This is a genomic window from Metabacillus sp. KH_069 (assembly GCF_057838075.1).
The window spans coordinates 3,455,541-3,480,648 of record NZ_CM174460.1; the positions used below are offsets into that span (position 1 = coordinate 3,455,541).

At 41.5% G+C, this 25,108-nt stretch carries 26 protein-coding genes and 1 other annotated feature; of the genes, 5 read left to right on the forward strand and 21 right to left on the reverse strand.

The genetic code is table 11. The features are described from left to right. Positions 1-154: 154 nt before the first annotated feature. Both AC3ISE_RS17390 and AC3ISE_RS17395 read left to right on the forward strand, forming a co-directional pair. Positions 155-1,456: an NCS2 family permease gene (locus tag AC3ISE_RS17390; protein ID WP_154319058.1), complete on the forward strand. Its 1,302-nt coding sequence runs from the start codon at positions 155-157 to the stop codon at positions 1,454-1,456. Between the two features lie 308 nt (positions 1,457-1,764). Then, entirely contained in the window at positions 1,765-1,989 is a 225-nt protein-coding gene (locus AC3ISE_RS17395; protein ID WP_029278908.1) for a DeoR family transcriptional regulator, read from the forward strand. A gap of 102 nt (positions 1,990-2,091) precedes the next feature. Here the strand turns inward: AC3ISE_RS17395 and AC3ISE_RS17400 are convergent, their stop codons facing one another. After that, on the reverse strand, positions 2,092-2,817 hold the full coding sequence (locus AC3ISE_RS17400) for a pseudouridine synthase (RefSeq protein WP_489221945.1): 726 nt from the start codon (positions 2,815-2,817) through the stop codon (positions 2,092-2,094). Between the two features lie 35 nt (positions 2,818-2,852). Then, complete coding sequence (locus tag AC3ISE_RS17405; RefSeq protein ID WP_489221946.1) at positions 2,853-4,475, reverse strand: putative polysaccharide biosynthesis protein; 1,623 nt, start codon at positions 4,473-4,475, stop codon at positions 2,853-2,855. A 183-nt stretch (positions 4,476-4,658) separates the two neighbouring features. Between AC3ISE_RS17405 and AC3ISE_RS17410 the strand changes: the two genes are divergently transcribed. Further along, complete coding sequence (locus AC3ISE_RS17410; protein WP_489221947.1) at positions 4,659-5,936, forward strand: BaiN/RdsA family NAD(P)/FAD-dependent oxidoreductase; 1,278 nt, start codon at positions 4,659-4,661, stop codon at positions 5,934-5,936. 13 nt (positions 5,937-5,949) lie between these two features. Here the strand turns inward: AC3ISE_RS17410 and AC3ISE_RS17415 are convergent, their stop codons facing one another. The 19 genes from AC3ISE_RS17415 to AC3ISE_RS17505 all read right to left on the reverse strand — a co-directional run bounded on the left by AC3ISE_RS17415 (position 5,950) and on the right by AC3ISE_RS17505 (position 23,386). Next, a complete protein-coding gene (locus AC3ISE_RS17415; protein WP_070876571.1) occupies positions 5,950-6,132 on the reverse strand; it encodes a sporulation protein Cse60 in 183 nt (60 codons plus the stop codon). Next, complete coding sequence (locus tag AC3ISE_RS17420) at positions 6,133-6,372, reverse strand: DUF2553 family protein (RefSeq protein WP_133313465.1); 240 nt, start codon at positions 6,370-6,372, stop codon at positions 6,133-6,135. 339 nt (positions 6,373-6,711) lie between these two features. Next, positions 6,712-7,026, reverse strand: a complete 315-nt coding sequence (locus AC3ISE_RS17425; RefSeq protein WP_489221948.1) for a rhodanese-like domain-containing protein — start codon at positions 7,024-7,026, stop codon at positions 6,712-6,714. 354 nt (positions 7,027-7,380) lie between these two features. Then, on the reverse strand, positions 7,381-9,795 hold the full coding sequence (leuS, locus tag AC3ISE_RS17430; protein ID WP_489221949.1) for a leucine--tRNA ligase: 2,415 nt from the start codon (positions 9,793-9,795) through the stop codon (positions 7,381-7,383). 104 nt (positions 9,796-9,899) lie between these two features. Next, positions 9,900-10,131: a binding site (T-box leader), on the reverse strand. Between the two features lie 168 nt (positions 10,132-10,299). After that, entirely contained in the window at positions 10,300-10,623 is a 324-nt protein-coding gene (locus AC3ISE_RS17435) for a DUF4257 domain-containing protein (protein WP_430005523.1), read from the reverse strand. A 241-nt stretch (positions 10,624-10,864) separates the two neighbouring features. Beyond that, a complete protein-coding gene (locus AC3ISE_RS17440) occupies positions 10,865-11,641 on the reverse strand; it encodes a 3-hydroxybutyrate dehydrogenase (RefSeq protein ID WP_489221950.1) in 777 nt (258 codons plus the stop codon). 18 nt (positions 11,642-11,659) lie between these two features. Continuing rightward, positions 11,660-12,979: a GntP family permease gene (locus AC3ISE_RS17445; RefSeq protein WP_430005521.1), complete on the reverse strand. Its 1,320-nt coding sequence runs from the start codon at positions 12,977-12,979 to the stop codon at positions 11,660-11,662. Between the two features lie 11 nt (positions 12,980-12,990). Further along, positions 12,991-13,665 carry a CoA transferase subunit B gene (locus AC3ISE_RS17450; protein ID WP_191555832.1) on the reverse strand — a complete coding sequence of 225 codons (675 nt, stop codon included), beginning with the start codon at positions 13,663-13,665 and terminating at the stop codon, positions 12,991-12,993. A 14-nt stretch (positions 13,666-13,679) separates the two neighbouring features. Further along, positions 13,680-14,372: a CoA transferase subunit A gene (locus AC3ISE_RS17455; RefSeq protein WP_489221951.1), complete on the reverse strand. Its 693-nt coding sequence runs from the start codon at positions 14,370-14,372 to the stop codon at positions 13,680-13,682. Positions 14,373-14,592: 220 nt separating this feature from the next. Beyond that, on the reverse strand, positions 14,593-15,960 hold the full coding sequence (locus AC3ISE_RS17460; RefSeq protein WP_489221952.1) for a sigma-54 interaction domain-containing protein: 1,368 nt from the start codon (positions 15,958-15,960) through the stop codon (positions 14,593-14,595). Positions 15,961-16,318: 358 nt separating this feature from the next. Then, positions 16,319-17,509 (reverse strand): MDR family MFS transporter, encoded by a 1,191-nt coding sequence (locus AC3ISE_RS17465; protein WP_489221953.1) that lies wholly within the window; start codon positions 17,507-17,509, stop codon positions 16,319-16,321. 218 nt (positions 17,510-17,727) lie between these two features. After that, positions 17,728-18,132 carry a hypothetical protein gene (locus AC3ISE_RS17470; protein ID WP_489221954.1) on the reverse strand — a complete coding sequence of 135 codons (405 nt, stop codon included), beginning with the start codon at positions 18,130-18,132 and terminating at the stop codon, positions 17,728-17,730. Positions 18,133-18,180: 48 nt separating this feature from the next. Continuing rightward, positions 18,181-19,515: an ABC transporter permease gene (locus tag AC3ISE_RS17475; protein WP_489221955.1), complete on the reverse strand. Its 1,335-nt coding sequence runs from the start codon at positions 19,513-19,515 to the stop codon at positions 18,181-18,183. Beyond that, complete coding sequence (locus AC3ISE_RS17480; RefSeq protein ID WP_489221956.1) at positions 19,505-20,203, reverse strand: ABC transporter ATP-binding protein; 699 nt, start codon at positions 20,201-20,203, stop codon at positions 19,505-19,507. Before AC3ISE_RS17480 ends, AC3ISE_RS17475 begins: the two co-directional genes overlap by 11 nt. Before the next feature lie 11 nt (positions 20,204-20,214). Further along, positions 20,215-20,940 (reverse strand): ABC transporter permease, encoded by a 726-nt coding sequence (locus AC3ISE_RS17485; RefSeq protein WP_489221957.1) that lies wholly within the window; start codon positions 20,938-20,940, stop codon positions 20,215-20,217. A 253-nt stretch (positions 20,941-21,193) separates the two neighbouring features. Continuing rightward, positions 21,194-22,072, reverse strand: coding sequence for an ABC transporter ATP-binding protein (locus AC3ISE_RS17490; RefSeq protein WP_489221958.1), 879 nt, complete (start codon positions 22,070-22,072; stop codon positions 21,194-21,196). After that, positions 22,065-22,454, reverse strand: a complete 390-nt coding sequence (locus AC3ISE_RS17495) for a GntR family transcriptional regulator (RefSeq protein ID WP_489221959.1) — start codon at positions 22,452-22,454, stop codon at positions 22,065-22,067. The genes AC3ISE_RS17490 and AC3ISE_RS17495 overlap by 8 nt, the downstream gene beginning before the upstream one ends. Positions 22,455-22,946: 492 nt before the next feature. Further along, positions 22,947-23,108 (reverse strand): glycogen biosynthesis protein GlgD, encoded by a 162-nt coding sequence (locus AC3ISE_RS17500; protein WP_070876588.1) that lies wholly within the window; start codon positions 23,106-23,108, stop codon positions 22,947-22,949. Positions 23,109-23,122: 14 nt separating this feature from the next. Continuing rightward, the gene (locus AC3ISE_RS17505) at positions 23,123-23,386 is read right to left on the reverse strand and encodes a YtzC family protein (protein ID WP_489221960.1); all 264 of its coding nucleotides are present in this window, start codon (positions 23,384-23,386) and stop codon (positions 23,123-23,125) included. 179 nt (positions 23,387-23,565) lie between these two features. Here AC3ISE_RS17505 and mnmL point away from each other — a divergent pair, with 179 nt between their 5' ends. Then, complete coding sequence (gene mnmL, locus AC3ISE_RS17510) at positions 23,566-24,531, forward strand: tRNA modification radical SAM protein MnmL/YtqA (protein WP_489221961.1); 966 nt, start codon at positions 23,566-23,568, stop codon at positions 24,529-24,531. Then, the gene (gene mnmM, locus AC3ISE_RS17515) at positions 24,528-25,106 is read left to right on the forward strand and encodes a tRNA 5-(aminomethyl)-2-thiouridylate-methyltransferase MnmM (protein ID WP_489221962.1); all 579 of its coding nucleotides are present in this window, start codon (positions 24,528-24,530) and stop codon (positions 25,104-25,106) included. The genes mnmL and mnmM overlap by 4 nt, the downstream gene beginning before the upstream one ends. Positions 25,107-25,108: the final 2 nt, after the last annotated feature.

Consider the following 25,108-nt stretch of genomic DNA (forward strand, 5'->3'; position numbering starts at 1 on the left):
TCCTTACCTAGTAAGATACCAAAGGACGCGGACATAAGAAAGCTTCTATAGGAGAAACTAAAAGAAGACTAAAAAGAATAATCCTTGCAATTTACCTGAAAAACGAATATTATTATAAATGTTTTGTAAAAACGTTCGTTAATTGGAGGCTCTTATGTTTAAATTAAAAGAAAATCAAACGACAGTGCGCACAGAAACGTTGGCAGGTCTTACAACGTTTTTAACTATGGTTTACATTGTCGTCGTTAATCCTATTATCCTTGCAGACGCTGGTGTTCCTTTTGACCAGGTGTTTACTGCAACTATTATCGCCGCTATCGTCGGTACATTGTGGATGGCCCTTGCTGCAAATTATCCGATTGCCATTGCTCCTGGCATGGGGCTGAATGCCTATTTTGCTTATTCCGTTGTCGGAGGCCATCAGGTCAGTTACCAGATTGCATTTGCTTCCGTATTTGTGGCAGGTATTCTGTTCCTTATTTTATCTTTAACTCCGTTCCGCAAAAAATTGATTGAGGCGATTCCTGCTAACTTAAAATATGGAATTACCGCCGGAATCGGTCTTTTCATTGCCTTTATCGGTCTTCGCTTAACTGGAATTGTGACAGATCATCCGGAAAACCTCGTAACGCTTGGAGATTTAACTTCTCCGCCTGTCATCCTGGCACTTGCCGGTCTTGCTGTTACGCTCGTATTAATGAGTTTAAATGTACATGGCGCCCTCTTTTTCGGGATGATCATTACTGGAATAATCGCCTTCTTTACTGGTGAACTTTCTTTTAAAGAAGGATTTGTTTCTATGCCGAGCCTGCCGGAAGGATTTATTATCCTGAATCCTGTTGAAGCAATCGGACAAGTGATTCAGCATGGCCTTTATGCCGTGGTATTTTCTTTTCTGCTAGTTACAATCTTTGATACAACCGGCACGATGATCGGTGTTGCACAGCAGGCTGGGTTAATGAAGGGCAATGAACTGCCGAATGCACGCAAAGCCCTATTAGCCGACTCTGCCGCAACTACCGTAGGAGCCATGTTTGGAACAAGCCCTACGACGGCCTATATTGAGTCTTCTGCAGGAGTAGCTGCCGGCGGACGTACAGGTCTTACTACATTAACAGTTGCTGTGCTCTTCGGATTAACAGCGTTCTTCAGCCCTCTTGTCGGCGCCGTATCTGGAATTGCCGCAATCACCGCTCCAGCCTTAATTATTGTTGGAAGCTTAATGATGGGCAATATTGCAAAGATTAACTGGAATGAAATTGATGAAGCATTCCCGGCGTTTCTCGTCATCATCAGCATGCCGCTTACCTCAAGCATTGCAACAGGTATTGCACTTGGATTCATTTCATACCCCCTTATGAAAATAGCAAAGGGTAAATGGAAAGAAGTTCATCTGTTCGTTTATATTTTTGCAGTTTTATTCTTTATACAGCTCGTTTTCCTTGGAGGACATTAATAATAATGTGAAAAAGCATCCATACTAAAAAATGGGTGCTTTTTCTATATAAACACAAAAATGTCATACTATTCAGAATTAACTACATATAGTAAAATATGATATATAAGTTTTAACTTTATGTCATTAGATTAAAACTATGTAAAAATTTTGTTAATTCGAGCATATCACTAGTATGAAGCTGTCGAAATCGTGTAAAATATTGTTGTAGCGTTCATAATTTAAATAAGTACAGTAACATCTGCAGTAGGGGACATCGTAGGTTGTAGTAGGCTATGCCGTACGATCAAATGATAAGGAGTGGTTTTTTGAAACCTTCAACAAACCGTATGCTAACTCGTATCAAATCTGTCTACATGTTTATCCATGAAAGAGGTACTGTGACAACTCAGCAGCTTGTCGACGAATTTGGTATTACACCACGAACCATTCAAAGAGATTTAAATGTGTTAGCGTATAATGACCTGGTTCGGAGCCCAAGCCGAGGCAAATGGACAATTACACAGAAGAAGGTTAGAAAAATGTCTTCTTAATGAAGAGACTGAACAATGGAAAACCGAAACGTTTTGTATACATAAGAAAACCAGCCAATCATGATATGGCTGGTTTTTTTCCTGATGGTTTAAGTCGTTCTTTTATAATTCAACTGCTTTAGCATTCTGCAGGGCTTCCACTTCTTCATCCGTAAGCTCGCGGTACTCGCCTAATGCCAAATTTTCATCAAGCAAAAGCGGTCCCATGCTGATTCTTTTTAAATAAGTTACTTTTTTTCCAACAGCTTCAAACATTCGTTTTACCTGATGAAACTTGCCCTCTGTGATGGTAATGTTTATTTCAGACTGCTCGTCTGCTGAAAGAATGACAAGTGATGCAGGTTTCGTCATATATCCATCATCAAGCTCTACACCTTGTTTAAACGCTGCTGCATCGTCTTCAGTCACTTTGCCGAGAATTTTTGCATAATACGTTTTGGGTACATGTTTTTTTGGAGAAAGCAGCTGATGTGACAGCTGGCCATCATTCGTCAGCAGCAGAAGCCCTTCCGTATCTTTATCAAGGCGTCCTACCGGAAACGGCTTGTAAACCGCGTCTTCCATTTCCAGCAAGTCAATAACGGTTTCCTGAACAGAATCCTCTGTAGCCGAGAGATAGCCGCCTGGTTTATTCAGCATCAAATAAATATGCTCCTTATATTCTACTGTCTCCCCATGTACGGTAATCATCTGTTCTGCAGGATCGACATGTGTCTTAGCATCTTTAATACTGACTCCATCCGCTTTTACTGCACCTGTTTTTAACAGCTGTTTGACTTCTTTTCGGCTGCCATAGCCGATGTTTGATAAAAGTTTATCTATCCTCATAAAATAAAGATCCTCCTATTAAAAAAGAAGGCTGTTTATTCAGCAGCCTTCTTCTTTCGATTTAAAAAGGAAAAACGATTTCCCAAAAGTTTTTCAAGCAAGTGTGAACGGTGAGCAGCATACAAATAGGCTGCCGCTCCCAGACCTATTGAGATCAACAGGATTATAACCGATTGCATCTTGCCATCGGCATAATCTATGAAAATGGACAAGATAGATTGTGATACGGAAACTACAAGTGCCATAAAGGCTGTGAGAATCGCTATAAAAACTGTCCGTTTAAAAAGCAGTTTAAAGGAATATCCGGCGTGACGGTGAATCATGGCAAAGCTATATATAACAGATGCACCAAAACCGAGCGCAGTGGCCAATATCGAACCGTGACCCTGGAAAGCTTCAATCAGCGGTGCATTTAAAGCAATCTTAATGATCAATCCGAACGCAAGTGATATGACTGCAAGCTTCTGCTTGTTAATTCCTTGAAGAACAGCCGCTGTAACAGTGAAAAATGAAAACAGAAGGGCTACGGGAGCAAACCATCTAAGAAGACCAGGCCCATCCGGGTCATTTTCATAAAACACCATATAAGCAGGCTCAGCAAGTATCACAAGGCCGACAATCGCAGGCAGTGTCAGAAAAATGATAATTTGAAATGCCTGGTCAATCTGCCGGTTCACAAGGGTCATGTTTTTATTCGTAAATGACTTGGTGATGGTTGGAACAAGTGTAAGCCCAAAAGCTGTTGCAAGTGAAACAGGAATCATTACCAGTTTAGGCAAGTATAAAGTGACAATTGAAAAGATGTCCGTTGAAATTTTTTCAAATCCGCCTGCCACCATTGCCTTATTAAAAGTATTTGTATCGATGTACGTATATAAAGGAATAGCAAGTCCAACAAAAACAAACGGGCCGGCATAGGAGAAAAGCTCCTTGAACATCCGGCCGGCCGGCATGTCAGCAGAAGGTACAGCATTTTCCCTCAATGCATCAAGTGTATGTTTGCGTTTTTGCCAATAAACAAACAAGATCAGCAGTCCGCCTATTGCTCCTACAAATGCAGCAAATGTAGAATACCCGACAGCAGTGACAAGCGTTCCGTTAAATACTTTTAAAACCAGGTATGTAGAAGCCAGCAAGAAAGCAATTCTTACAATTTGTTCAATGACTTGGGATACAGCAGTCGGCCCCATAGACTGATGGCCTTGGAAGAATCCCCTGATTAAGCTCATGATCGGAACAACAATCAGTGCTAGACTGACCATTCGAATAACCAGAACAGCATCATCTATCGTGGTATTTCCAAGTTCTCTCTGACCAAGCGAGCTTTCAGCTAAAAACGGGGCCAAAAAGTATAGAATGGCAAAAGCTAAAACTCCTGTTCCAAACATAACGGAAATGCCGACTCTGAACATTTTCCTGCTGGTCTCGTAATCTCCGATTGAATTATACTTGGAGACAAATTTTGATACCGCCTGGGGAAAACCCATTGTTGCAATTCCAAGGAATACGGCGTACTGTGCATATCCTATTTGATATAATGCTCCGCCGTCCTTTCCGACAAGCGCGTAAAACGGAATAATGTAAATCATCCCTAATATTCTCGAAATATATGTGCCGAGCGTTAAGACTAACGTCCCTCTTAATAATTTATTCGACATTTATGAAATCACCAATTTCTCTCTGAAGATTCAACTTTTCTATTTTAACACAATAAACTGCCATAACAATAATGTTTGTGCACAGCTCATCCGATAATAAAACGGCCGTATTTTGATTTCTTTCCGATTCAGCTATAATAAGATAGGAAATAAGGTTTTTAGAAAGAAAAAGGTTGTGAGCAAATGAAATATGATGTGGTCATTATCGGAGGCGGCCCTTCTGGTTTGATGGCGGCAATTGCTGCCGGAGAACAAGGTGCTAATGTACTCCTGCTGGATAAAGGAAATAAGCTGGGAAGAAAGCTCGCCATTTCCGGCGGCGGACGCTGTAATGTAACGAACCGGCTGCCAATCGATGAAATTGTCAAGCATATCCCGGGAAATGGACGTTTTTTATATAGTGCTTTTTCAGAATTCAGCAATGAAGATATCATTCGTTTTTTTGAAAAGCTCGGCATACAGCTTAAAGAAGAAGATCACGGCAGGATGTTTCCTGTAACAGATAAGGCTCAATCTGTTGTAGATGCGCTGCTTAACCAGCTGAAAGAACTTCATGTGACGATCCGGACAAATGAACCTGTTGAAACAGTAGATTATAAAGAAGGCAAAGCTGCGGGAGTTCTTTTAAAGAATGGAGAATACATCAGCACAAACGCTGTAGTCATTGCAGTTGGCGGCAAAAGCGTACCTCACACAGGAAGCACGGGGGACGGCTATGCATGGGCAGAAAAAGCCGGCCATACGATTACAGAGCTTTTTCCGACAGAAGTTCCGATTACTTCAAATGAGCCGTTCATTCAGGAAAAAACACTGCAGGGTCTGTCGCTCAGAAATGTTGCATTAAGTGTTCTGAATCCTAAAGGCAAAGTCATTAAGACCCACCAAATGGACATGATTTTCACCCACTTTGGCATTTCAGGCCCTGCTGTCCTTCGCTGCAGTCAGTATGTTGTAAAAGCAATGAAAAAGTTTAAAACAACTTCCATTCCGGTGAGCATCGATTCTTTTCCTGATGTAAATTCAGAGGAATTGTTCCAGCAGACAGTGAAGCTGTTAAAAGCAGAACCAAAAAAGGCCGTTAAAAATGTATTAAAAGGCTTTTTGTCTGAACGATATCTTCACTTTTTATTGGAGCGGAACGGAATTGACCAGCAAGTGACATTTGCGAACTTATCTATGGAGAAATTGCGCAGCTTTACCTCTGACTGCAAACAGTTCCAGTTTAACGTACATGGAACATTGTCCATTGATAAAGCATTCGTAACTGGCGGAGGTGTATCCGTAAAAGAAATACACCCAAAACAAATGGCTTCCAAAGTGATGAATGGTCTCTACTTTTGCGGAGAAATTCTTGATATCCATGGATATACAGGAGGGTACAACATTACGTCTGCGCTCGTTACAGGCAGACTCGCCGGCAAAAATGCCGCAGAATATGTAAAGGAAGCGGCTATCCTGTAGCTGCTTCCTTTTTTTATGTTCTGTATAAGACTAACGCTGAAAAACAATAAAGCTGCTCGCCATCTTCATTGCAGGCAGCCGCCACGTTGTACTTTATATCCACAAGCTGTTCGTCTGAGATCGATTTTAAAAAGTGGTTTATTTCACGTTCAAGATCTTTTTCATGCTCCTTATCAAAAACGGCTACCTTGTACATTTAACACCATCCCATATCATACCCTTCTGCATATTGCTGCTGAAGCTCACAATTTCTTTCATAAATCCGGTAAAACCTGTCCTCTTCCACAACAAATCCGCTTTCTAATTCATATTCCCGTCCCTCAGAAGTTATGACAAGCTTCCCGATATACTCCTTCCCAATGTACAATTCCATGAAATCCCCATGGAGCCTTGCAAGCACCCGGTCCGTTACATCAAGCTTGTGATATTCAGACATATCACATCCCTCCTTATTTTATTGTATTTTGGCGGGTATAAGATTATGATAGCGTTTTCATTCTAAGGATGGTTTAAATACTGAACAAACTAATCCGTTACACTAGGAGTAATTTGGAAAAAAGATAGTAATTCCTCCATAACGGCAAGTATTTCTCCAATTTTCGCCAGTAAAGAAGCTATTCCGGCAAGTAAAAATGTGAATCTGGCAAGTAACCTATAAGCTTACTCTCAATGATTGTAGGCTTATTATCTTGAACCCGGGTCCTAACAATCCTTCGCTCAATAAATGCCAAAACATTAAAAAAATCCCTGTTCTAAACAGGGATCCTACTTAACTTTAACCTAATTCACTTTTGCGTTTTGTATCGCCTTTCCAGTCAAGCATGCCGCCGGCCATATTTGTAACCTTATAGCCTTGTTCCTCAAGATATGAGCAGACATTTCCGCTGCGTCCGCCTGAGCGGCAGATGATGATATATTCTTTCTCTTTATCAAAAGCATCGAGCTTTTCAGGGATTTCTCCCATTCGAATGTGTTTCGCTTCTGGTATCATGCCTTCTTCTACTTCGTCATCTTCACGAACATCTACAAGATTCAATGTTTCGCCGCTTTTAAGTTTCTTATGTAATGCTTCTGTCGAAATTTCTTTCATTTAGATTACTCCCTTTCACTAGCAGATGAGTTTATTATACCAAAACGTAGTCTGCCCATACCAGTTTAAGACATCTATGCTGCGATAACAGAAAAAAGCAGGCACTGCATCAGCGCCTGCATCTGTTTTTCTTATTGTTAAACTCCGCCTTCTAAATGCTCGGTCAGTCAAACCCAGACTTTCGGGGATTCCTTATCTGCCTGACTGCGCTGAACAGGCGGTTTCGCTTTTCTCATTGTCCAGCTCCACCTCCTAACTCCTCGGTCAGAAAGGATTCGGCAGTAAAGGCAAAAAGCGCCTTTTCTGCCGAATCCTTATCTGCCTGTCGGAGCTGAACAGTCGGTTCCGCTTTTCTTAGTTTGCTACGATGTTTACCAGCTTTCCTGGCACCGCAATGATTTTACGGACTGTCTTGCCGTCTACTTGTTCTTTAACTGCAGCATCAGAAAGGGCAATTTCCTGCATTTCCTCGCGTGTTGCATCTTTTGGAACATGCAGTTTTGCTTTTAATTTGCCGTTGACCTGAACAACAATTTCAACTTCATCTTCAACTAATTTGCCTTCGTCATAAGCCGGCCATGTTTCATAGGAAATCGTTCCTTCATGTCCAAGCTTTTCCCATAATTCCTCAGCAAGATGCGGAGCAACCGGAGACAATAATTTCACAAATCCTTCCATGTAGGCTTTCGGAAGTACAGTTGCTTTGTATGCTTCGTTGATGAATACCATCAATTGAGAAATGGCTGTGTTAAATCGCAAGCCCTCGTAATCTTCCGTTACTTTCTTAACTGTTTGATGGTAGACGCGCTCTAAGCTGTCAGACATGTCATCTGTCACTTTTGGACTTAATGCCCCGTTGTCTTCAATGAACAAACGCCATACACGATCCAAGAAACGGCGTGCTCCGTCTAATCCTTTTTCAGACCATGCAATTGAGGCTTCAAGCGGTCCCATGAACATTTCGTATAAACGTAAAGTATCTGCTCCGTGACTTGCTACAATATCATCCGGATTTACAACGTTTCCTTTAGATTTACTCATTTTCTCATTGTTTTCGCCAAGAATCATTCCCTGATTGAACAATTTTTGGAATGGCTCTTTTGTCGGCACAATTCCAAGGTCATATAAAACCTTATGCCAAAATCTTGCGTACAGCAAGTGAAGAACGGCATGCTCTGCTCCGCCGATATACGTATCAACAGGAAGCCACTCTTTAATTTTTTCAGGATCAGCAAGATGATCTGAATTTTTCGGATCAATATAGCGCAAGTAGTACCAGCAGCTGCCTGCCCATTGAGGCATTGTATTTGTTTCACGTCTGCCTTTTTTGCCTGTTTCAGGATCTGTCACATTCACCCATTCTTCAATCACGGCAAGCGGTGATTCGCCTGTGCCGGATGGACGGATTTCAGTTGTTTTCGGCAATGTTAACGGAAGCTGATCTTCAGGTACCGCAGACATTGTGCCGTCTTCCCAATGAATGATCGGAATCGGCTCACCCCAGTAGCGCTGACGGGAGAAAAGCCAGTCGCGCAGACGATATGTGATTTTCTTTTCGCCTTTTTTATTTGTTTCAAGCCAGTTAATCATATTTTCGATGCCGTCTTGTTTATTTAAGCCATTAAGGAAGTCAGAGTTTACATGTAGTCCATCACCAGTGTAAGCTTCATTCTCAACATCTCCGCCTTCTACTACTTCTTTAATAGGAAGATCGAATGTTTTTGCAAACTCATAGTCTCTTTCATCATGAGCCGGAACCGCCATAATAGCTCCTGTTCCATAGCTGACTAAAACATAATCGGCAATCCAGATTGGCATTCTCTCGCCATTTGCAGGATTTAATGCATAGGCGCCTGTGAATACACCCGTTTTTTCTTTAGCTAAATCTGTTCTTTCAAGGTCACTTTTGCTTTTCACTTTATCGATATAAGCAGCAACCGCTTCTTGTTGATCTTCAGTTGTAATCTCTTTTACAAGCGCATGCTCAGGTGCAAGCACGGCATAAGTTGCTCCGAAAAGAGTATCAGGACGAGTAGTGAAAACAGTGAACGATTGTTCATGACCATCAATGCCGAAATGAACGTGAGCACCTTCTGAACGGCCAATCCAATTGCGCTGCATTTCTTTAATGCTCTCAGGCCAATCCACTTCTTCCAAGTCTTCAATTAATCTGTCAGCATAAGCAGTAATTTTAAGCATCCATTGTTTCATTGGACGGCGCTCAACAGGGTGTCCGCCACGTTCACTTTTGCCGTCAATGATTTCTTCGTTTGCCAAAACCGTTCCCAGTGCAGGACACCAGTTTACAGCTACTTCATCAACGTATGCCAATCCTTTTTTATATAATTGAAGGAAGATCCATTGTGTCCATTTGTAATATTCAGGGTCCGTTGTATTGATTTCACGATCCCAGTCATATGAAAAGCCCAGGCTCTGAATTTGACGGCGGAACGTATTAATATTTTTTGCTGTAAATTCAGCAGGATCATTTCCTGTGTCAAGCGCGTACTGCTCAGCCGGAAGACCAAATGCATCCCAGCCCATTGGATGAAGAACATTGAACCCCTGCATCCGTTTTACGCGGGACAAAATGTCTGTTGCCGTAAAGCCTTCAGGGTGTCCTACGTGCAAACCTGCTCCTGATGGATACGGAAACATATCCAGCGCGTAAAACTTCGGTTTGCCTTCGTCTTCTGTTGTTTTAAATGTTTTATTTTCAAGCCAGTAATTCTGCCATTTTTTCTCAACTTTTTCGTGCTTAAAACTCATATAGATCCTCCTCAAATTGGTGCGTTGCTCTTCGCTTTTAGTATTCAGTCTGAACGGCTGTCCCCCGGATTAAACCGCACAATAGAAAAAAACCTCTCATCCCAATAAGGGACGAGAGGTTTGATTTCCCGCGGTACCACCCAATTTAGCGCCAGCAATAGGCACTCACTTAAGCATCCGTAACGTGGATCACGACAGACATTACTGTGCAGTCAGAACTGCAGTTGACGTCTGTAACTCAAAGACGAGTTCACAGACAATAGATGATTGACTCGCACCTGCCGTCAATTCTCTGAGCATCTAAAGTCTGCTACTATTCCTTATCACCGTTCATATCGTATACCTTTATATATTGTATTTTATAGAATTTGTTACCGTGATGCAAGTTGTTAAATGAAGAAAAAGCGGAAATCGGATGATGGGCGGCAGAGATATTCAATTTCTGCGAAATGAGAAGTGTAAGATGTTGAGAGATTAAGAAGTGAGTTTGCTGTCATCAGGAGGTTATTTTGCTTGACGCTCATTGTCTTTTTCTGGCTGCACTGCGCTGTCCTGCTGCTGTCTGACAAAGTCAAAACTCCTTAGTACCGCTTCCCCGCTGTACCCAGCGATAATTGAAAGCACGACAAGCTGAAATGAGGATGAGGGTTCTGTAGATAAAACAAGCAGGATTGAAGCTGTTATTCCCATTGCAATATCTTCCCAGAATCCTAAGTAGATAAACCGTTTCGTCATTCTTGGTTTTTCTATCCTTCCTTTCTTTTTAATATGACCGAGTAAACCCATTAACCCCCCAATCAATGACGCCACAACTACTGTCTGCAGCATAAGATCACCTTCCTAAAGCCGTAATAATTTCGGCACGCGACTTCAGGTACAAGATAGTTAAGCTTCTCTTTGCTTGTACAGATTTATGAAAAAATAGAAGCTTGTTTTACTTCCATTATATGTGAATGGAGGTAAAACAAGCTTGATTAAATAGAAGGAATTTTCAGGAAACTATTTATCATACTTTTTCACTAGACCGAACGTTTTTTCGGTTTTTAGAATAAGCGATAAGTACCATTTATCACTGCACCGTGTAGCCTCCATCAATGACAGCTGCCTGACCAGTGACTCCTTTTGCTTTTTCACTTGCCAAAAATAATGCATAGTCAGCAATTTCAGACACTTGAAGCAATCTTTTTTGCGGGACAAGCGGATAGATGACTTCCTCCAGAACACTTTCTAAAGGAACATTTCTTGTCTTTGCAAGATCACTCAGCTGATTTCTGACAAGCGGCGTGTCGACGTAACCGGGACAAATGGCATTAACCGTGATTCCGTCTGCAGCACCCTCAAGCGCTGCAACTTTTGTTAATCCAATCACACCATGTTTGGCACTGTTGTAGGCGGATTTTCCGGCAAAACCGACAAGACCGTTTATTGATGATAAATTGATGATTCTGCCGAATTTCTGCTTCTTCATGATTGGAAAAACATGTTTCGTAGCAATAAATGGTGCAACAAGCATCACATTGATAAGAAGCTCAAATTTTTCTGTCGGGAAATCTTCAATCATTGAGACATGCTGAAGTCCTGCATTATTCATTAAGATATGAATGGTGCCAAATTCTTCTACTGTCTGCGAAATGGCTGCCGCAATATCATCTTCACTTGTCACATTGCATTTTATACCGATCGCCTCATACCCTAATGCTTTCAATGATTCGGCACTTTCTGCTACTTTTTCTTCGTTTAAATCTGTCAGGGCTACTTTAGCTCCGTTTTCTGCAAAAGCCTTTGCCATTTCATAGCCAATGCCCTGCGCAGCTCCTGTTATAAAAACAACTTGATCTTTTTCCAAAATCGTAAACCTCCAGTATTAGATTCCCAGTCCAAGAGAGAACAAGATGATTGCAAGTATTGTTCCTAATAGAGGAACAATAACAGTTACTGCTCCAACTGCACCGTAAGCTGCCTGGTGAGACTCTCCGCAAATTGCGCGAACCGTCGTAACAACATAACCATTGTGCGGCAATGAATCAAGCGCTCCGGAAGAAATCGAGATTGTGCGGTGAAGTGCTTCCGCGTTGACACCCATATCCAAATAGTGAGGCGCAAGCAACGGAAGGGCAATTGCCTGACCGCCAGATGATGAACCTGTCATACCGGCAATAACACTGACCGCGATGGCTCCGCCGATCAGAGGGCTTCCAGGGATGCTCGTCATTGCATTGACAGCGGTTTCAAATGCAGGCACTGCTTTAGCAACGCCGCCAAATCCTACTACAGCTGCTGTGTTCCCGATTGCTATAAGAGCACCCATCGTTCCTTCGGATACAGCGTTCCAGAACGATTTGAAATATTTTCTGTTTAATAAATAAGTCGCGATTACACCGCCAAGGAGAGCGATAATTAAAGCAGACTGCTTTAAAGAATCATGGAAAATAAATGAGATGATAAGGACGACCAGCAGCGGAACCAGTCCAAGGAACGGATTCGGCAAATCACGGTTTTCATTTTTAGGATCATTATCCCTCGCTTCAAACCTTTCCCCTTTGCCGACTGCTTTGCTGATCATTCGTTTCAGCCACCAGTAGCCGAAAATCATCATGAAGATGGCAACGATTAAGCTGACTTCCCAGCCTGCATATGGAGTTGTACCTAAAAACTCAATTGGGATCCAGTTTTGAATCTCAGGAGATCCAGCTGAAGTCATCGTAAAAGTAACAGAACCAAATGCAAGTGCTGCCGGAATAAAACGGCGCGGCAGGTCAGCCTGTCTGAATAAGCTGATTGCCATAGGGTACACAGAGAACGCTACAACGAATAAGCTTACGCCTCCGTATGTCAGTACAGCACAGGCAATAACAATTGCCAAAACAGCGCGCTTCATCCCAATTTTGGATACGATCCACTGGGAAACGCTGTCTGCTGCACCGCTGTCCTCCATTACCTTACCGAATATGGCTCCAAGCAGGAACATTAAGTACCATGAGGTAACAAAACTTGAGAACCCTGTCATATAATTTCCTACGAAATTGGCTTCCCCTTCGCCTACAAGCTGCGGAAACAGCGGCATTCCGCTCAGAACTGCTACAAATAATGCGCATAATGGACCTGCAACAAGCAGGTTCATGCCTTTCATTGTTAAAAAAATTAATAATGCCAGACCGCCGATTAATCCGATCATGCTTAACATTTACATTCCCCCTAGTCCAACTGTCTCTGTTTTAAAAGATGTTCACTGACAATCAGTTCAGGCTCTGTAACCGCCTGAATTTCTTCCACAGTATAACCGTCATAAACCTGGGCAAGCTTCAGACCATCCTCAGTCACGTCTATAACAGCCCGGTCTGTAATAATCCTGTTTACTACGCCTTTTCCGGTAAGAGGAAGCGAGCATTCCTTTACAATCTTAGGAGCTCCATTTTTAGAGACATGCTCCATAATCACAACAATTTTTTTTGCACCATGCACAAGATCCATAGCGCCGCCCATGCCTTTAATCATTTTTCCGGGAATCATCCAGTTTGCTAGATCGCCTGAAGCCGATACCTCCATTCCTCCGAGGATGGCGAGATCAATATGTCCCCCCCGGATCATCCCGAAAGATTCTGCACTGCTGAAATAACTTGCTCCATTAATCGCGGTAACGGTCTCTTTCCCTGCATTGATTAAATCCGGATCCACCTGATCTTCTGAAGGAAATGGCCCAATTCCGAGCAGACCATTTTCAGATTGCAGCACCACTTGCTTATTTTCTGAAATGAAATTTGCGACAAGCGTTGGCATACCTATTCCTAAATTTACATAGTAACCGCTTTCAATTTCCTGTTCGGCTCTTATTGCGATTTTTTCCCTCTGTGTATACTTCTCTCCTGTCATCCTTTTCACCTCCATTACACTTTTTGGACGGTCAATCTCTCAATCTTCTTTTGCTGTACACCTTGAATAAGGCGCTGAACATAAATGCTTGGTGTTTGGATATGCTCTGGATTTAAGTCTCCTACCTCGACAATTTCTTCCGCCTCCGCAATCGTTATTTTTCCGGCAGCTGCCATCATCGGATTAAAATTTTGAGCCGTTTTGCTGTAAATTAAATTTCCCCACTTATCTGCAATGGCCGCTCTGATCAAGCTGAAGTCAGCTGTTAGTGCAGTCTCCAGTACATATTCTTTCCCATCAAAAACGCGGCTTTCCTTATCTTCTGCGATTTGTGTGCCTACTCCTGCAGGTGTGAAGAAAGCGGGGATGCCTGCTCCTCCAGCACGGATCTTTTCAGCTAAGGTGCCTTGCGGCAAAAGCTCGACCTCAAGCTCGCCTGATAAAACCTGGCGCTCAAATTCCTTATTTTCGCCAACATAAGATGCAACCATTTTTTTTATTTGACGATTTTTCAAAAGCAGTCCAAGACCCCAATCATCTACACCGCAATTGTTGGAGATCACAGTCAAATTCTTTACTTCTGTTTCTACTAGAGCAAGCAGCAGATTTTCTGGAATGCCGCAAAGACCAAATCCGCCGACCATAAGCGTCGATCCATCTTTTATATCTTTAACGGCATCGGTGAATGAATGATGAAGTGTTTTCATGAAGATCCTCCCTTCTTTGTTCTCGCTATTATATATGCAAGAGCCGTGCCAACTTTAAAAACGGGGATAAAGAGTAACAAATCGTTCACAGAATCATTTTATATTCCGATTTTTCGGAATATAAAATGAACTTGGACAAGTTTTATTTGAAGTAGGCGATATGGCCTGTATAAGAAAAAAGAAAAGTCCAGAATTATGGACTCTATTCCAAAATTCTGGACTATAACGTCAGCTCATATTTTTGTATTTTCTCATACATGCTTGATTTACTGATCCCCAAAGATTTAGCGGCTTTCTGTTTATCGCCGCTCCATTTTTTTAAAGCAGCAATAATGACTCTTTTTTCCGTTTCTTCAAGCATCTCTTTTAACGTAATATCTTCCGTTTCGAAGGAATGAATCTTCCGGATGTAGTCAGGAATGGCATCAATGCCTATAATGACGTCATCAGTCAGATGAATCGCTGCTTCGATGACATTTTCAAGCTCGCGGATGTTCCCCTGCCAATGATATTGATAGAAGGTATTCATCACATCTTCATGAATGCCGATAATCCGTTTGCCTGTGCGCAGGGAAATCTTCTGCATGAAGTGATTGACCAGAGTCTCTATATCTTCAATCCGTTCTCTAAGCGCTGGAATATTAAACGGAATGACACTTATGCGGTAATAGAGATCTTCGCGAAAGCGATTTTCTTTCATCATCAATTCAAGCGGACGATTGGTTGCCGCAATCACCCGAACATCCAGCGGAATGCTTTTTATGGAACCAACCGGCTCGAGTTCCTTTTCCTGCAGCACGCGAAGCAGCTTAACCTGCATATGCAAGGACATATCTCCAATTTCATCAAGAAAAATGGTTCCTCCATTTGCGAGCTGGAATTTCCCCTTCTTGCCGCCTTTTTTTGCCCCAGTAAACGCTCCTTCCTCGTAGCCGAAGAGTTCAGATTCAAGCAGATGCTCAGGAATAGCCCCGCAGTTTACTTTAATAAAAGGCTGATCATTGCGGTGGCTCAGCTGATGAATACTATGAGCAAATAATTCTTTTCCTGTCCCGCTTTCGCCCCTTAAAAGAACTGAGCTGTCACTTGCAGCAATGGCTTTTACTTTCTCTTTTAATTCTAAAATTTTTCTCGAATTTGATTTAATATCATTTAACGTATACTTCGCACCCGTCTGCTCCTGCTGATCAAGATATTTTTGAATAGATGATAAATGATGCCTCACTTGGCTGTTCATTTCATTCCACTCTTTTGTATCTCTGAACATAACGGTCCCAAACGCTCCGACAATCTTCCCGTTTGCAAAAATCGGAATTCGGTTGGCAATCATGTAATTTCCTCTAATATATTGAAGATCTGCAATTTCTTCCTTTTCAGTCTGAACGACCAGATGCATTCTTGTATTTTCGATCACATCCGTTACGTGCCGCCCTTGTACGGTATTGCGGTCTACCTCAAGAAATCTGCAATAGTCTTCGTTCATATAAATGACTTTCCCTTTATCATCTACAATCACTATCCAGGCAAATGCATTTTCAATAACGGTTTCAAAAATCTCTTTTGCATATGGAAAGCTTTGATTGAACATTGTTTCTCCCACCCATTAAACCTTTTTTATCATCGTATCACAAAAGATATGAAAACGGCTGCGTTCCTCAGATTTAAAAAAGAGACTGGGACGTAACGAGAATGAAAGCTGAACATTGAATAGTGCGAAAACCATTAAAAGAAAGAGCTAGTTTCGCATAAAGTGTTGTTTTTCATTATAAATAATGTCCGTTCCTTGCAGCTCCAGGAACTTAATATTTCTAACATTTAGTACTGCAGCAACAATATTTATGAAAAGAGCCAAAGAAAAAATCCGAACTAAAACGAAATTCAAGTTGGAATTTCACATAATAGTTCGGATTTTTCTTTGGCTGAAAACCATTTGTCCCAGCCTCCCCTTATGAACTTATAACTGGTTCACTTACAGACTGTTCTTTCATTTTTTTATCGTAGATCGAGGTTGTGAACATTGCAAGGAAAAGCAATCCAATCAAAACGAGGAAAAGCATGTTCATTCCGTACATATCTACCAGAACCCCGCCGAGGAGAGGACCAATCATCCTTCCGCCTGTCGCTGTACTGTTGACGAATCCCTGATAAAAACCTTCTTTCCCCTTAGGTGCAAGGTCGTTAGCTATCGTTGGGACTGCAGGCCACACAAGCATTTCTCCAACTGTCAAAATAATCATCGCAGCCATAAATCCGCTGAACGCATCTGCAAACGGAACGACTGCAAAAGAAACGATAAATATAACAAATCCTATCATCATCTGTTTTTTAATGGATTCAGCAAAATACTTAACAAAGGTATTCACTAAAGGCTGGGCAAAAACAATTAACGCCCCGTTGACGGTCCATATTAAGCTGTATTGGGTAAGCGGAATGCCAAGCTCCTGAGTATGTGCAGCAATTGTCGATTGCCACTGCACATAGGCCACCCAGCAAAGTGCATATCCTGAGCAAAGAATGATAAGGGCAGTAAATTTATCATTTTTTCTCACTTTAGATGACTGCTGCAGGATCGATGTTTGTGCTGCTGGACGTGCAGCTATATTTCGATATCCGAAACATGCAAGCAAGAAAAATACAGCATACAAAGCTGCATTCGCAATGAAAATATATTGAAAGGAATACCCTGCAATTAATCCTCCAAGCGCTGCTCCGACAGCGACTCCTGCATTTTGAGAGACATAGATGGCATTAAAAGCCTTCCTGCCGCCCTCAGGCCAAACGGTTCCAGCGAGTGCATACATAGAAGGAAACACAATTCCGGATCCAAAACCTACAAGTGTCAAAAAGACGATATATGATGGCCAGCCATGAAAAAACACCAGACCTAAAATAGCTGCAAACGTAAGGATAATTCCGCTTAAGATTGATCGGTATCCTCCAAAGCGGTCAAATAAAACACCGCCAATCAGATTTCCTGCCACACTCGCAGCAGAGTTTAACATCAGAACAACTCCGGCAACGGTTAACGATTTGCCAAGATGGTCATGAATATAAATCGTATTTAAAGGCCATAGAAACGATGATCCCGTGACATTGATCAGCATGCCAATAATCAGTAGCCATAAAGAACGCGGCATGATAAAACCTCCTTCAAAAAAACTCACAAAAAAGCACGAAAGCATCAGTTTGCCTTCGCGTCTTTTTTAATCCATTGAAGATTGTAGTCCTTTTTAAAGGAGAATGCAATAAAGAAATGCTGGATCCGCTGTTCAGTTCAAAGAAGCAGAAAAGGAATAACGGTTCGGAGGCTTGCAGCCTAAAAATGATTTCAGTTGCCGGTTCATGCCAAAGCAACTCAATATACATTTAATTCTTCGTTCACCTTGAATGTAATTACCCCTTCGTTGTTCACTGATCTTGCCGTTATTGCTGCAGTGCCCTTGTACCCTTTTTCAAAGTAGCCGAATATCATTTCCTGTCTCAGCTTTCCGGTTTGATCTGTGTAAAAGAGCTGCATGGAGCTTTCACTGAAATCCTCATCAGGCACAATTGTAATCTCACGCACCTCATTCGGTTTCAGTGAAGGAATGAGTATCTTTTCATCATTATAATAATAAGAGATTTCAAGACCGCTGATCTCTCGTCCAGTCGAATTCAGAACGGAGATTTTCATTCCGCTGCTGAAAAAATCTTTAACAGGCAGGAAAAATAAAAGCATGAAGATAAACGCAATCAGCAGATTTAGAAATCCTTTCTTCATATGAATCCTCCTCTCAAAAAAAAGCAGGCAAATTCCGCCTGCTTCTTGTTATAGTTCACGTCTCAATGCTGAAAGGACATTGATGTTAGTTGCTTTCACTGCAGGTCTCAAGCCTGAGATAACTGCTACTCCCACGCTGATCGCACTCGCAATCAGGACAAGGCTGAGCGGGATAGAAGAGAAGGTGAAATCTACTCCATCCATACTTCCCTCTGAGACCGACTCTAAGATGAGAGGGATAGCGAAATTAGCAGCCAAACTGATTATGTAAGAAATCGCGACTCCGAGCAAAGCGCCAAGGATGCCAATAAATGCACTTTCCAATAAGAATATTCTTCTAATTATACTAGGCTGCGCACCGATTGCTTTCATGATGCCAATTTCCTGTGTGCGTTCTGTCACAGCCATGGTCATCGTATTAAAAATTCCGATTGAGGCGATAAGGACTGCTACCGTTCCAATGAAAATCAGACCTGCTTTAAATGCATTAAAGAATAAATTCAAATTATCCAGTTCTTCGGTAATTGAATATACGAGATAATCCTTTTCTTTTAATGCTTCAGTGACTCCTTCTACCTGATCAATTCTTGCTGTATAAACAAGCACCTGATCATACTCAGCCATTTCAAATTCTGAAGCTCCATCTGCCGTCTTAGCAAAAGCAGTCATTTCAGGTTTCCATTTTTCACTGATATAGACAGAAGCATCTTCCATGTAATCCCTTGCAGGCTCTTTAGCAATCCCTGTGATTTTAAACTTCCAGCTTTTTTCTGCAGGCTTCCCGTCTATTTGCTCGATCATTGAAAACACAATTTCTTTCCCAATCAGTTCCCCACTGTATCCTTTTGGCGGTGATTGAGCTGAGTCAGAATTTTGATCGATTTCATCCTGTGTTTTTCTTTCTCCTTCAGTAAGCAGGGCTTTCCCAAAGTGATAGCCCACAATTACTTCATTTTCATTTGTTGGAATACTTCCAGTTTCAAGTTCTAAATTCCCTTTGAGCTCCTGTTCCATATTTGTGAGAATGGGGTTCGCAGAATAAGCTGTCCTGTCTGAAAGCTTAACGGCTTTTTCAGCAGTTGGAGAAACACCTGATCTTCTCACTACCGCTGCAACATTTTTCATTTTCTCGAGTTCATTTATCTGAGCCTTTGAAGGCTCTTCATATTTCCCGTCAGTTTCTTTGCCGCTGATTTGAATTTCATTCAGCTTTTGTGCGCTTAACAACTCCTCCTGCATACTTTTTTGCATGCCGAATCCAACAGACGCAAGGACAATTAAAAAGGCGCAGCCTATCGTTGTAGCAAGGACGGTCATAAATACCCGCATCCGGTTTTTCTTCATATTGCGTTTCACTAAGCTTAGCTGATCTTTAAATTTCAACCGGAACACCCCCTTCCTTTAACACACCATCTTGAAGCTCAAATCTGCGGTCACTGTAAGCAGCTACTTCCTCGTCATGTGTGATGATAAAAAAAGTAATGCCTTTTTCAGCGTTTAATTCTTTGATCAGCAGAAGAATCTCTTTTTCTGTTTCACTGTCAAGACTTCCTGTCGGCTCATCAGCCAGGATGATTTCCGGATTAGTAATTAAAGCACGGCCAATTCCAACACGCTGCTGCTGACCTCCGGAAAGTTCATTCGGATAATGGGATGAATGGTTTTCAAGCCCAATGCGATAAAGCATCTCTGTCACGATTGTTTTGCGTTCAGACGAAGGTATGCCCTTTAATGTCAAAGGAAGTTCTATATTTTCAAAAGTCGTCAGGCTGGGTATCAGCTGAAAGCTTTGAAAAATAAAACCGAAAGTGTTTAACCGGAACTCAGCCCATTCCTTCTCATTGAAATCTGTAACAACTGTACCGTCTACCAGTATCTTGCCGGCTGTCGGCGGGATAAAACCTGATACAAGATTCAGCAAAGTCGATTTTCCGGAACCGCTTCTGCCGACTATCGATGCAATTTCCCCTTTTTTCACTTCAAGTGTTACATCTTTTAAAACCGGAATTTCTCTTTCACTGCCTTTTTTCCCAACCTTAAAGGAGTGACTTAAATGTTCAACTTTAATCATGTTTCTCTCTCCTATGCCTGCTTTGTTTTTTTATAAATCAAGTAATAGCCAAGTATGATACTGACTGCTGCACCAATAATGGCACCTAAGATATAGCCTGTAAAACTTTCATTAGAGATACCGTATCCCATTGAACTGAAACCAAGCACACCGAGCAGAATAACAATTATTTGAACTGGTAAATTCAGCTGTTTCCACAAAAAGAAATTTCCGTTTCGCTCATTTGGATGCTTAATGAACGAAAAATAGCCAATAAGATAGAAAATGATCGCCATACTGCCTGGAATGGCGAAATAGTACCTGTAAGCGGATGCGATCTCCCGAAAGAACGTCCCCCCGAAAAATTGAAGAGCCGGAGTAAGTAAATACCCTGCTTCATACAACAATTCCATTTCTGAATAGGAAACAATCCTGAATGCCTCGACATTCATCCCAATAACAAATGTAAACAGCAGCGGCAGAACAGAAGCACTGATTGCTGTCAGCCCCTGCGCAAATGGTGTTCCGGTAAGTGCTCCTGCCGACAAGGTCAGTGTATAAACCATCGTAAGGGACGAAAAGTAGATAAAATAATAGTGGAACAGCGACTGAGAAACAGGAATATTGTGCCATTCAATGTAGCTGCCTGATAAAATCAGCGAAATGAGTGTGGATAATACGATAATTCCAAAAGCTATAACCCATTTCACGAAAAATATGTTAGATCTCTTGTACGGGAGAGCGAGAGTAAAATCCATGATTCCTTTCGCCCGTTCTGTCCCTATTTGATTTATGGCAATAAAAAAGACAAACAGTGAGCTGATGAAAAGAAGCGGATCTCCCCAAATTGAAAGACAAAGGGTTCAAGAGAATAGTTGGGATGTTTTTTCAAAAATTCCATATAACTTGAATACTGTGACCAAATAGTAAATGGCAATGCAAACGCGTTAAATACAAACAAGAAGAGAAACAGCGTCCTTACTTGCTTAAGCTCTTTTTCAAAAAGACCTCCTACCATCTCCGCTTCCCTCCAAACTTAGCGATAAATACTTCTTCCAAATTGACCGGAAGCTGATTCCACACTTTAGGATTCAGTGTTCTCAGCCAATTCTTACTCTCTTCGTCATCTCTTTTTAAAAGCAGGGTATAAAATACACCTGTGTAATCGAGAATGGAGATGTTCCGTTCTCTGATTAACAGATGAACATCCTCATCAAATACTGCCTGAATTTTCATGTAATCTTCTTTTACTGCGTCCATTTCCATTACGTTTGTAAGGGATTTCCCTTCCAAAAAACCAATGCGGCTGCAGATTCGTTCGATATCTTCTAACCGGTGAGATGTAATGAGAATAGCCGTTTCCCTTTCTGCGACTTCATCAATCATCAGCTGCAGGAGATCATGACGTGTTACAGCATCAATGCCGTCTGTCGGTTCATCAAGCATAATCACTGCAGGACGAGTTGCAAATGCAAGAATCAGGGCAAGCTGTTTTTTCAAACCGGTTGAAAGCTCACGGTATTTTTTTGTTTCAGGAATAGCGTATCTGTTGATCAGTTCATTTGAGTACGTCACATCAAAATCTGGATAGAGCGGCTTAAGAATACGCACTAGTTCTCTGTACGTGTATCTTTCATAAAATGGATTATGAACAGATACTAAAACCACTTTCCGTTTAACAAGAGGATTTTCTTTTATCGAGACACCCTCAAACAAAACCTCTCCTTCATCTGGCAGAATTATCTGCTGAATTAACCGTAAAATCGTTGTTTTCCCTGAACCATTCCGGCCAAGCAATCCAAATATCTCACCTTTGCCGAGCTTCAGTGAGATGGAATCAAGCACTTTTTCTCCATCAAGCGTCTTTGAAAGATTCTTCAGCTCAATCATTTCTTCCACCTCTCATTTCCCTGCTGATTTCCTCAATCCATTTATGGATGATTTCAATGTCCACACCTGCATATACCGCATCTACAATAAGCGGTTTTAACTGTTCTTTAATCATCTCCATCTTCCCCTGATCCAATGTTATTTGGACATTTTCCGATACAAAGGTTCCTCTTCCCCTTAAGGTTTCAATGATGCCTTCCCGTTCTAATTCTTTATAAGCTTTGCTCACTGTATTTGGATTTGCAATAATCATTGTTGAGAGCTCCCTTACAGACGGCAATTTTTCACCAGGCTTTAATACTCCCTTTAAACAAAGTTCTTTCATCTGCTGTATGATTTGCTCATAGATTGCTGTTGAACTGCGCGGATCAATTTGAATCATCCGTCTCCCTTCTTTCTTTAACCGGGATATATACTGTTTCTAATGTACTAGGTGTATTATGTTATGTAGTACACCTAGTACATTATATTTTTTTACATACATTGTCAATGAGTTTTTTAAAAAATTTGGCTGTTTTCGCATAGATTGTGTTTTTGACTACCCTTTATAAATTTGGTTATTGTGCAGAAAAGTAGAATCAAATGCACGCTATGATTCCACGATTTAGGTTTTTTCACTGAAACGTGGAATCAACCGCATGCTATGATTACACAATTTTGGTTTTTGCACTGAGAAGTGGAATCAACCACATGTTATGATTCCACAATTTTGGTTTTGGCACTGAAACGTGGAATCAACTACATCTATAATTCCACAATTTTGGTTTTTGCACTGATATGTGGAATCAACCGCATGTTCTAGCCTAAAACAACAAGCCTTAAGAAAAGAGCCAAAAAATAAAAACTGCCTCCATTATGGAAGCAGTTTTCAACCTTATTCAGAACGCTGTTTCGATTTTACAGGCTGTCCCTGCTGCTCGTACTTTTTCTTGGATTGCTTAACAGGATCGAAATCTTTCCCAAATTCAACATCCTGATTATTAGCGCCGTTTCTTGTCTTTTGTTCAGGGTTATTCTGTTTTGAACGTTTTTTCATCTGACACAGACCTCCTAATGATCAAGTAAAATCATTTCATTTTGAAGCTGCTGAAGCTGAAGGCGCATTCTGTAAAGCTGTTCTTTTTGCTGATCATTGGCGCTTAATGTTAAAGAATTGCACTCATTTACCGCATCCTCAAGCATTTGCTGAGCTTGTGAATACTCTGTGTCATTGTAATGCTCCTGCTTAGATCCTTCAGCATATTGATTTCTGGCATAGTCATACGTATTTGTGCATCTGTCGAGACATTCAGTTACAGATTGTCTTGTTGCCATTTTGCAAACCCCCTATAAGTAAATGAAGCATTTCACTTCATTACAGATAGTTTGCTCTATTTCAGCATTCAAATTACGGAAAAACAATTGGAAATGACGTTACAGGTGTTTGTCATGGAGACAAACACCATGATAAAATGCTCTGATGGCTATTTACGATTTAAGGAGGTTTTTCTAGTTTGAAGCAGATAAACCCTTTTCCATATGCAGCAGATGAAAAACGGTATCATACATGGAATTATCATTTAAGAAATCACTTTGGACATAAAGTTTTTAAAGTAGCATTAGACGGAGGATTTGACTGCCCCAATCGCGACGGGACTGCAGCATACGGCGGCTGCACATTTTGCAGTGCAGCCGGTTCAGGCGATTTTGCAGGAAACCGCGCAGAGGATCTTGTTACTCAATTCAATCAAATAAAAGATAAAATGCACGAAAAATGGAAAAACGGCAAATACATGGCTTATTTTCAAGCTTATACAAATACTCATGCACCAGTTGAGGTGCTGCGAGAGAAATTTGAGTCTGTTTTAGAATTGGACGGTGTTGTAGGGCTTTCCATTGCGACAAGGCCGGACTGTCTGCCGGATGATGTGCTGGAGTATTTGGCTGAATTGAACGAAAGAACGTACCTGTGGGTCGAACTTGGGCTGCAGACTGTTCATGAGCGGACAGCACTGCTTATAAACCGGGCTCACGATTATGAATGCTATAAAGAAGGCGTAGAAAAGCTCCGCAAACATAACATTCGAGTTTGTTCCCATATTATTAACGGTCTTCCGCTTGAATCAAATGAAATGATGATGGAAACAGCCCGTGCCGTTTCAAAACTGGATGTACAGGGCATTAAAATCCATCTTCTTCACTTATTAAAAGGGACGCCAATGGTAAAGCAGTATGAGAAGGGCAAATTGGAATTTTTAACAAAAGAAGACTATGTGAGCCTGGTGTGCGATCAGCTTGAAATTCTGCCGCCGGAAATGATTGTTCACCGGATTACAGGGGATGGACCAATTGATTTAATGATTGGCCCGATGTGGAGTGTGAACAAGTGGGATGTTCTGAACTCCATTGATGCAGAACTTAAAGCCCGGGGCAGCTATCAGGGAAAATACTTTCAGAAAGAACAGGTAACCGCAGAATGAAATTAGAACGGGTGCTTCCTTTTGCAAAATCCCTCTTATCCAAGACAGTGACTCTAGGTGACATTGCAATAGACGCTACAATTGGAAACGGACATGATACGGTTTTTCTCGCAGAACTTGTCGGTGAAACCGGGCATGTTTATGGGTTTGATATTCAGGATAATGCCATTCAAGCGACATCAGCAAGTCTGTCAGAACACTCATTAACTGACCGTGTAACACTATTTAAAGAAAGCCATGAAAAGGCAGCTGACTGCCTGCCGGCGGCTGTCTCAGGAAATATAGCTTCTGCTATCTTCAACTTAGGCTATTTGCCTGGCGGCGACAAAGAAATCGTCACGAAGCCAGAGTCAACGATCGGGGCAATTGAACAGCTCTTTTCCATGATGAAGCAGGGAGGAGTCATCATTCTTGTCATTTATCACGGTCACCCCGGCGGGAAAATGGAACGTGATGCCCTTTTAGAATATGCAGGACAGCTGGATCAAAAAAAGGCGCACGTTCTGCAATATCAATTTCTTAATCAAAAGAACAGTGCTCCATTTATACTGGCAATTGAAAAAATGCAGGCATAGAA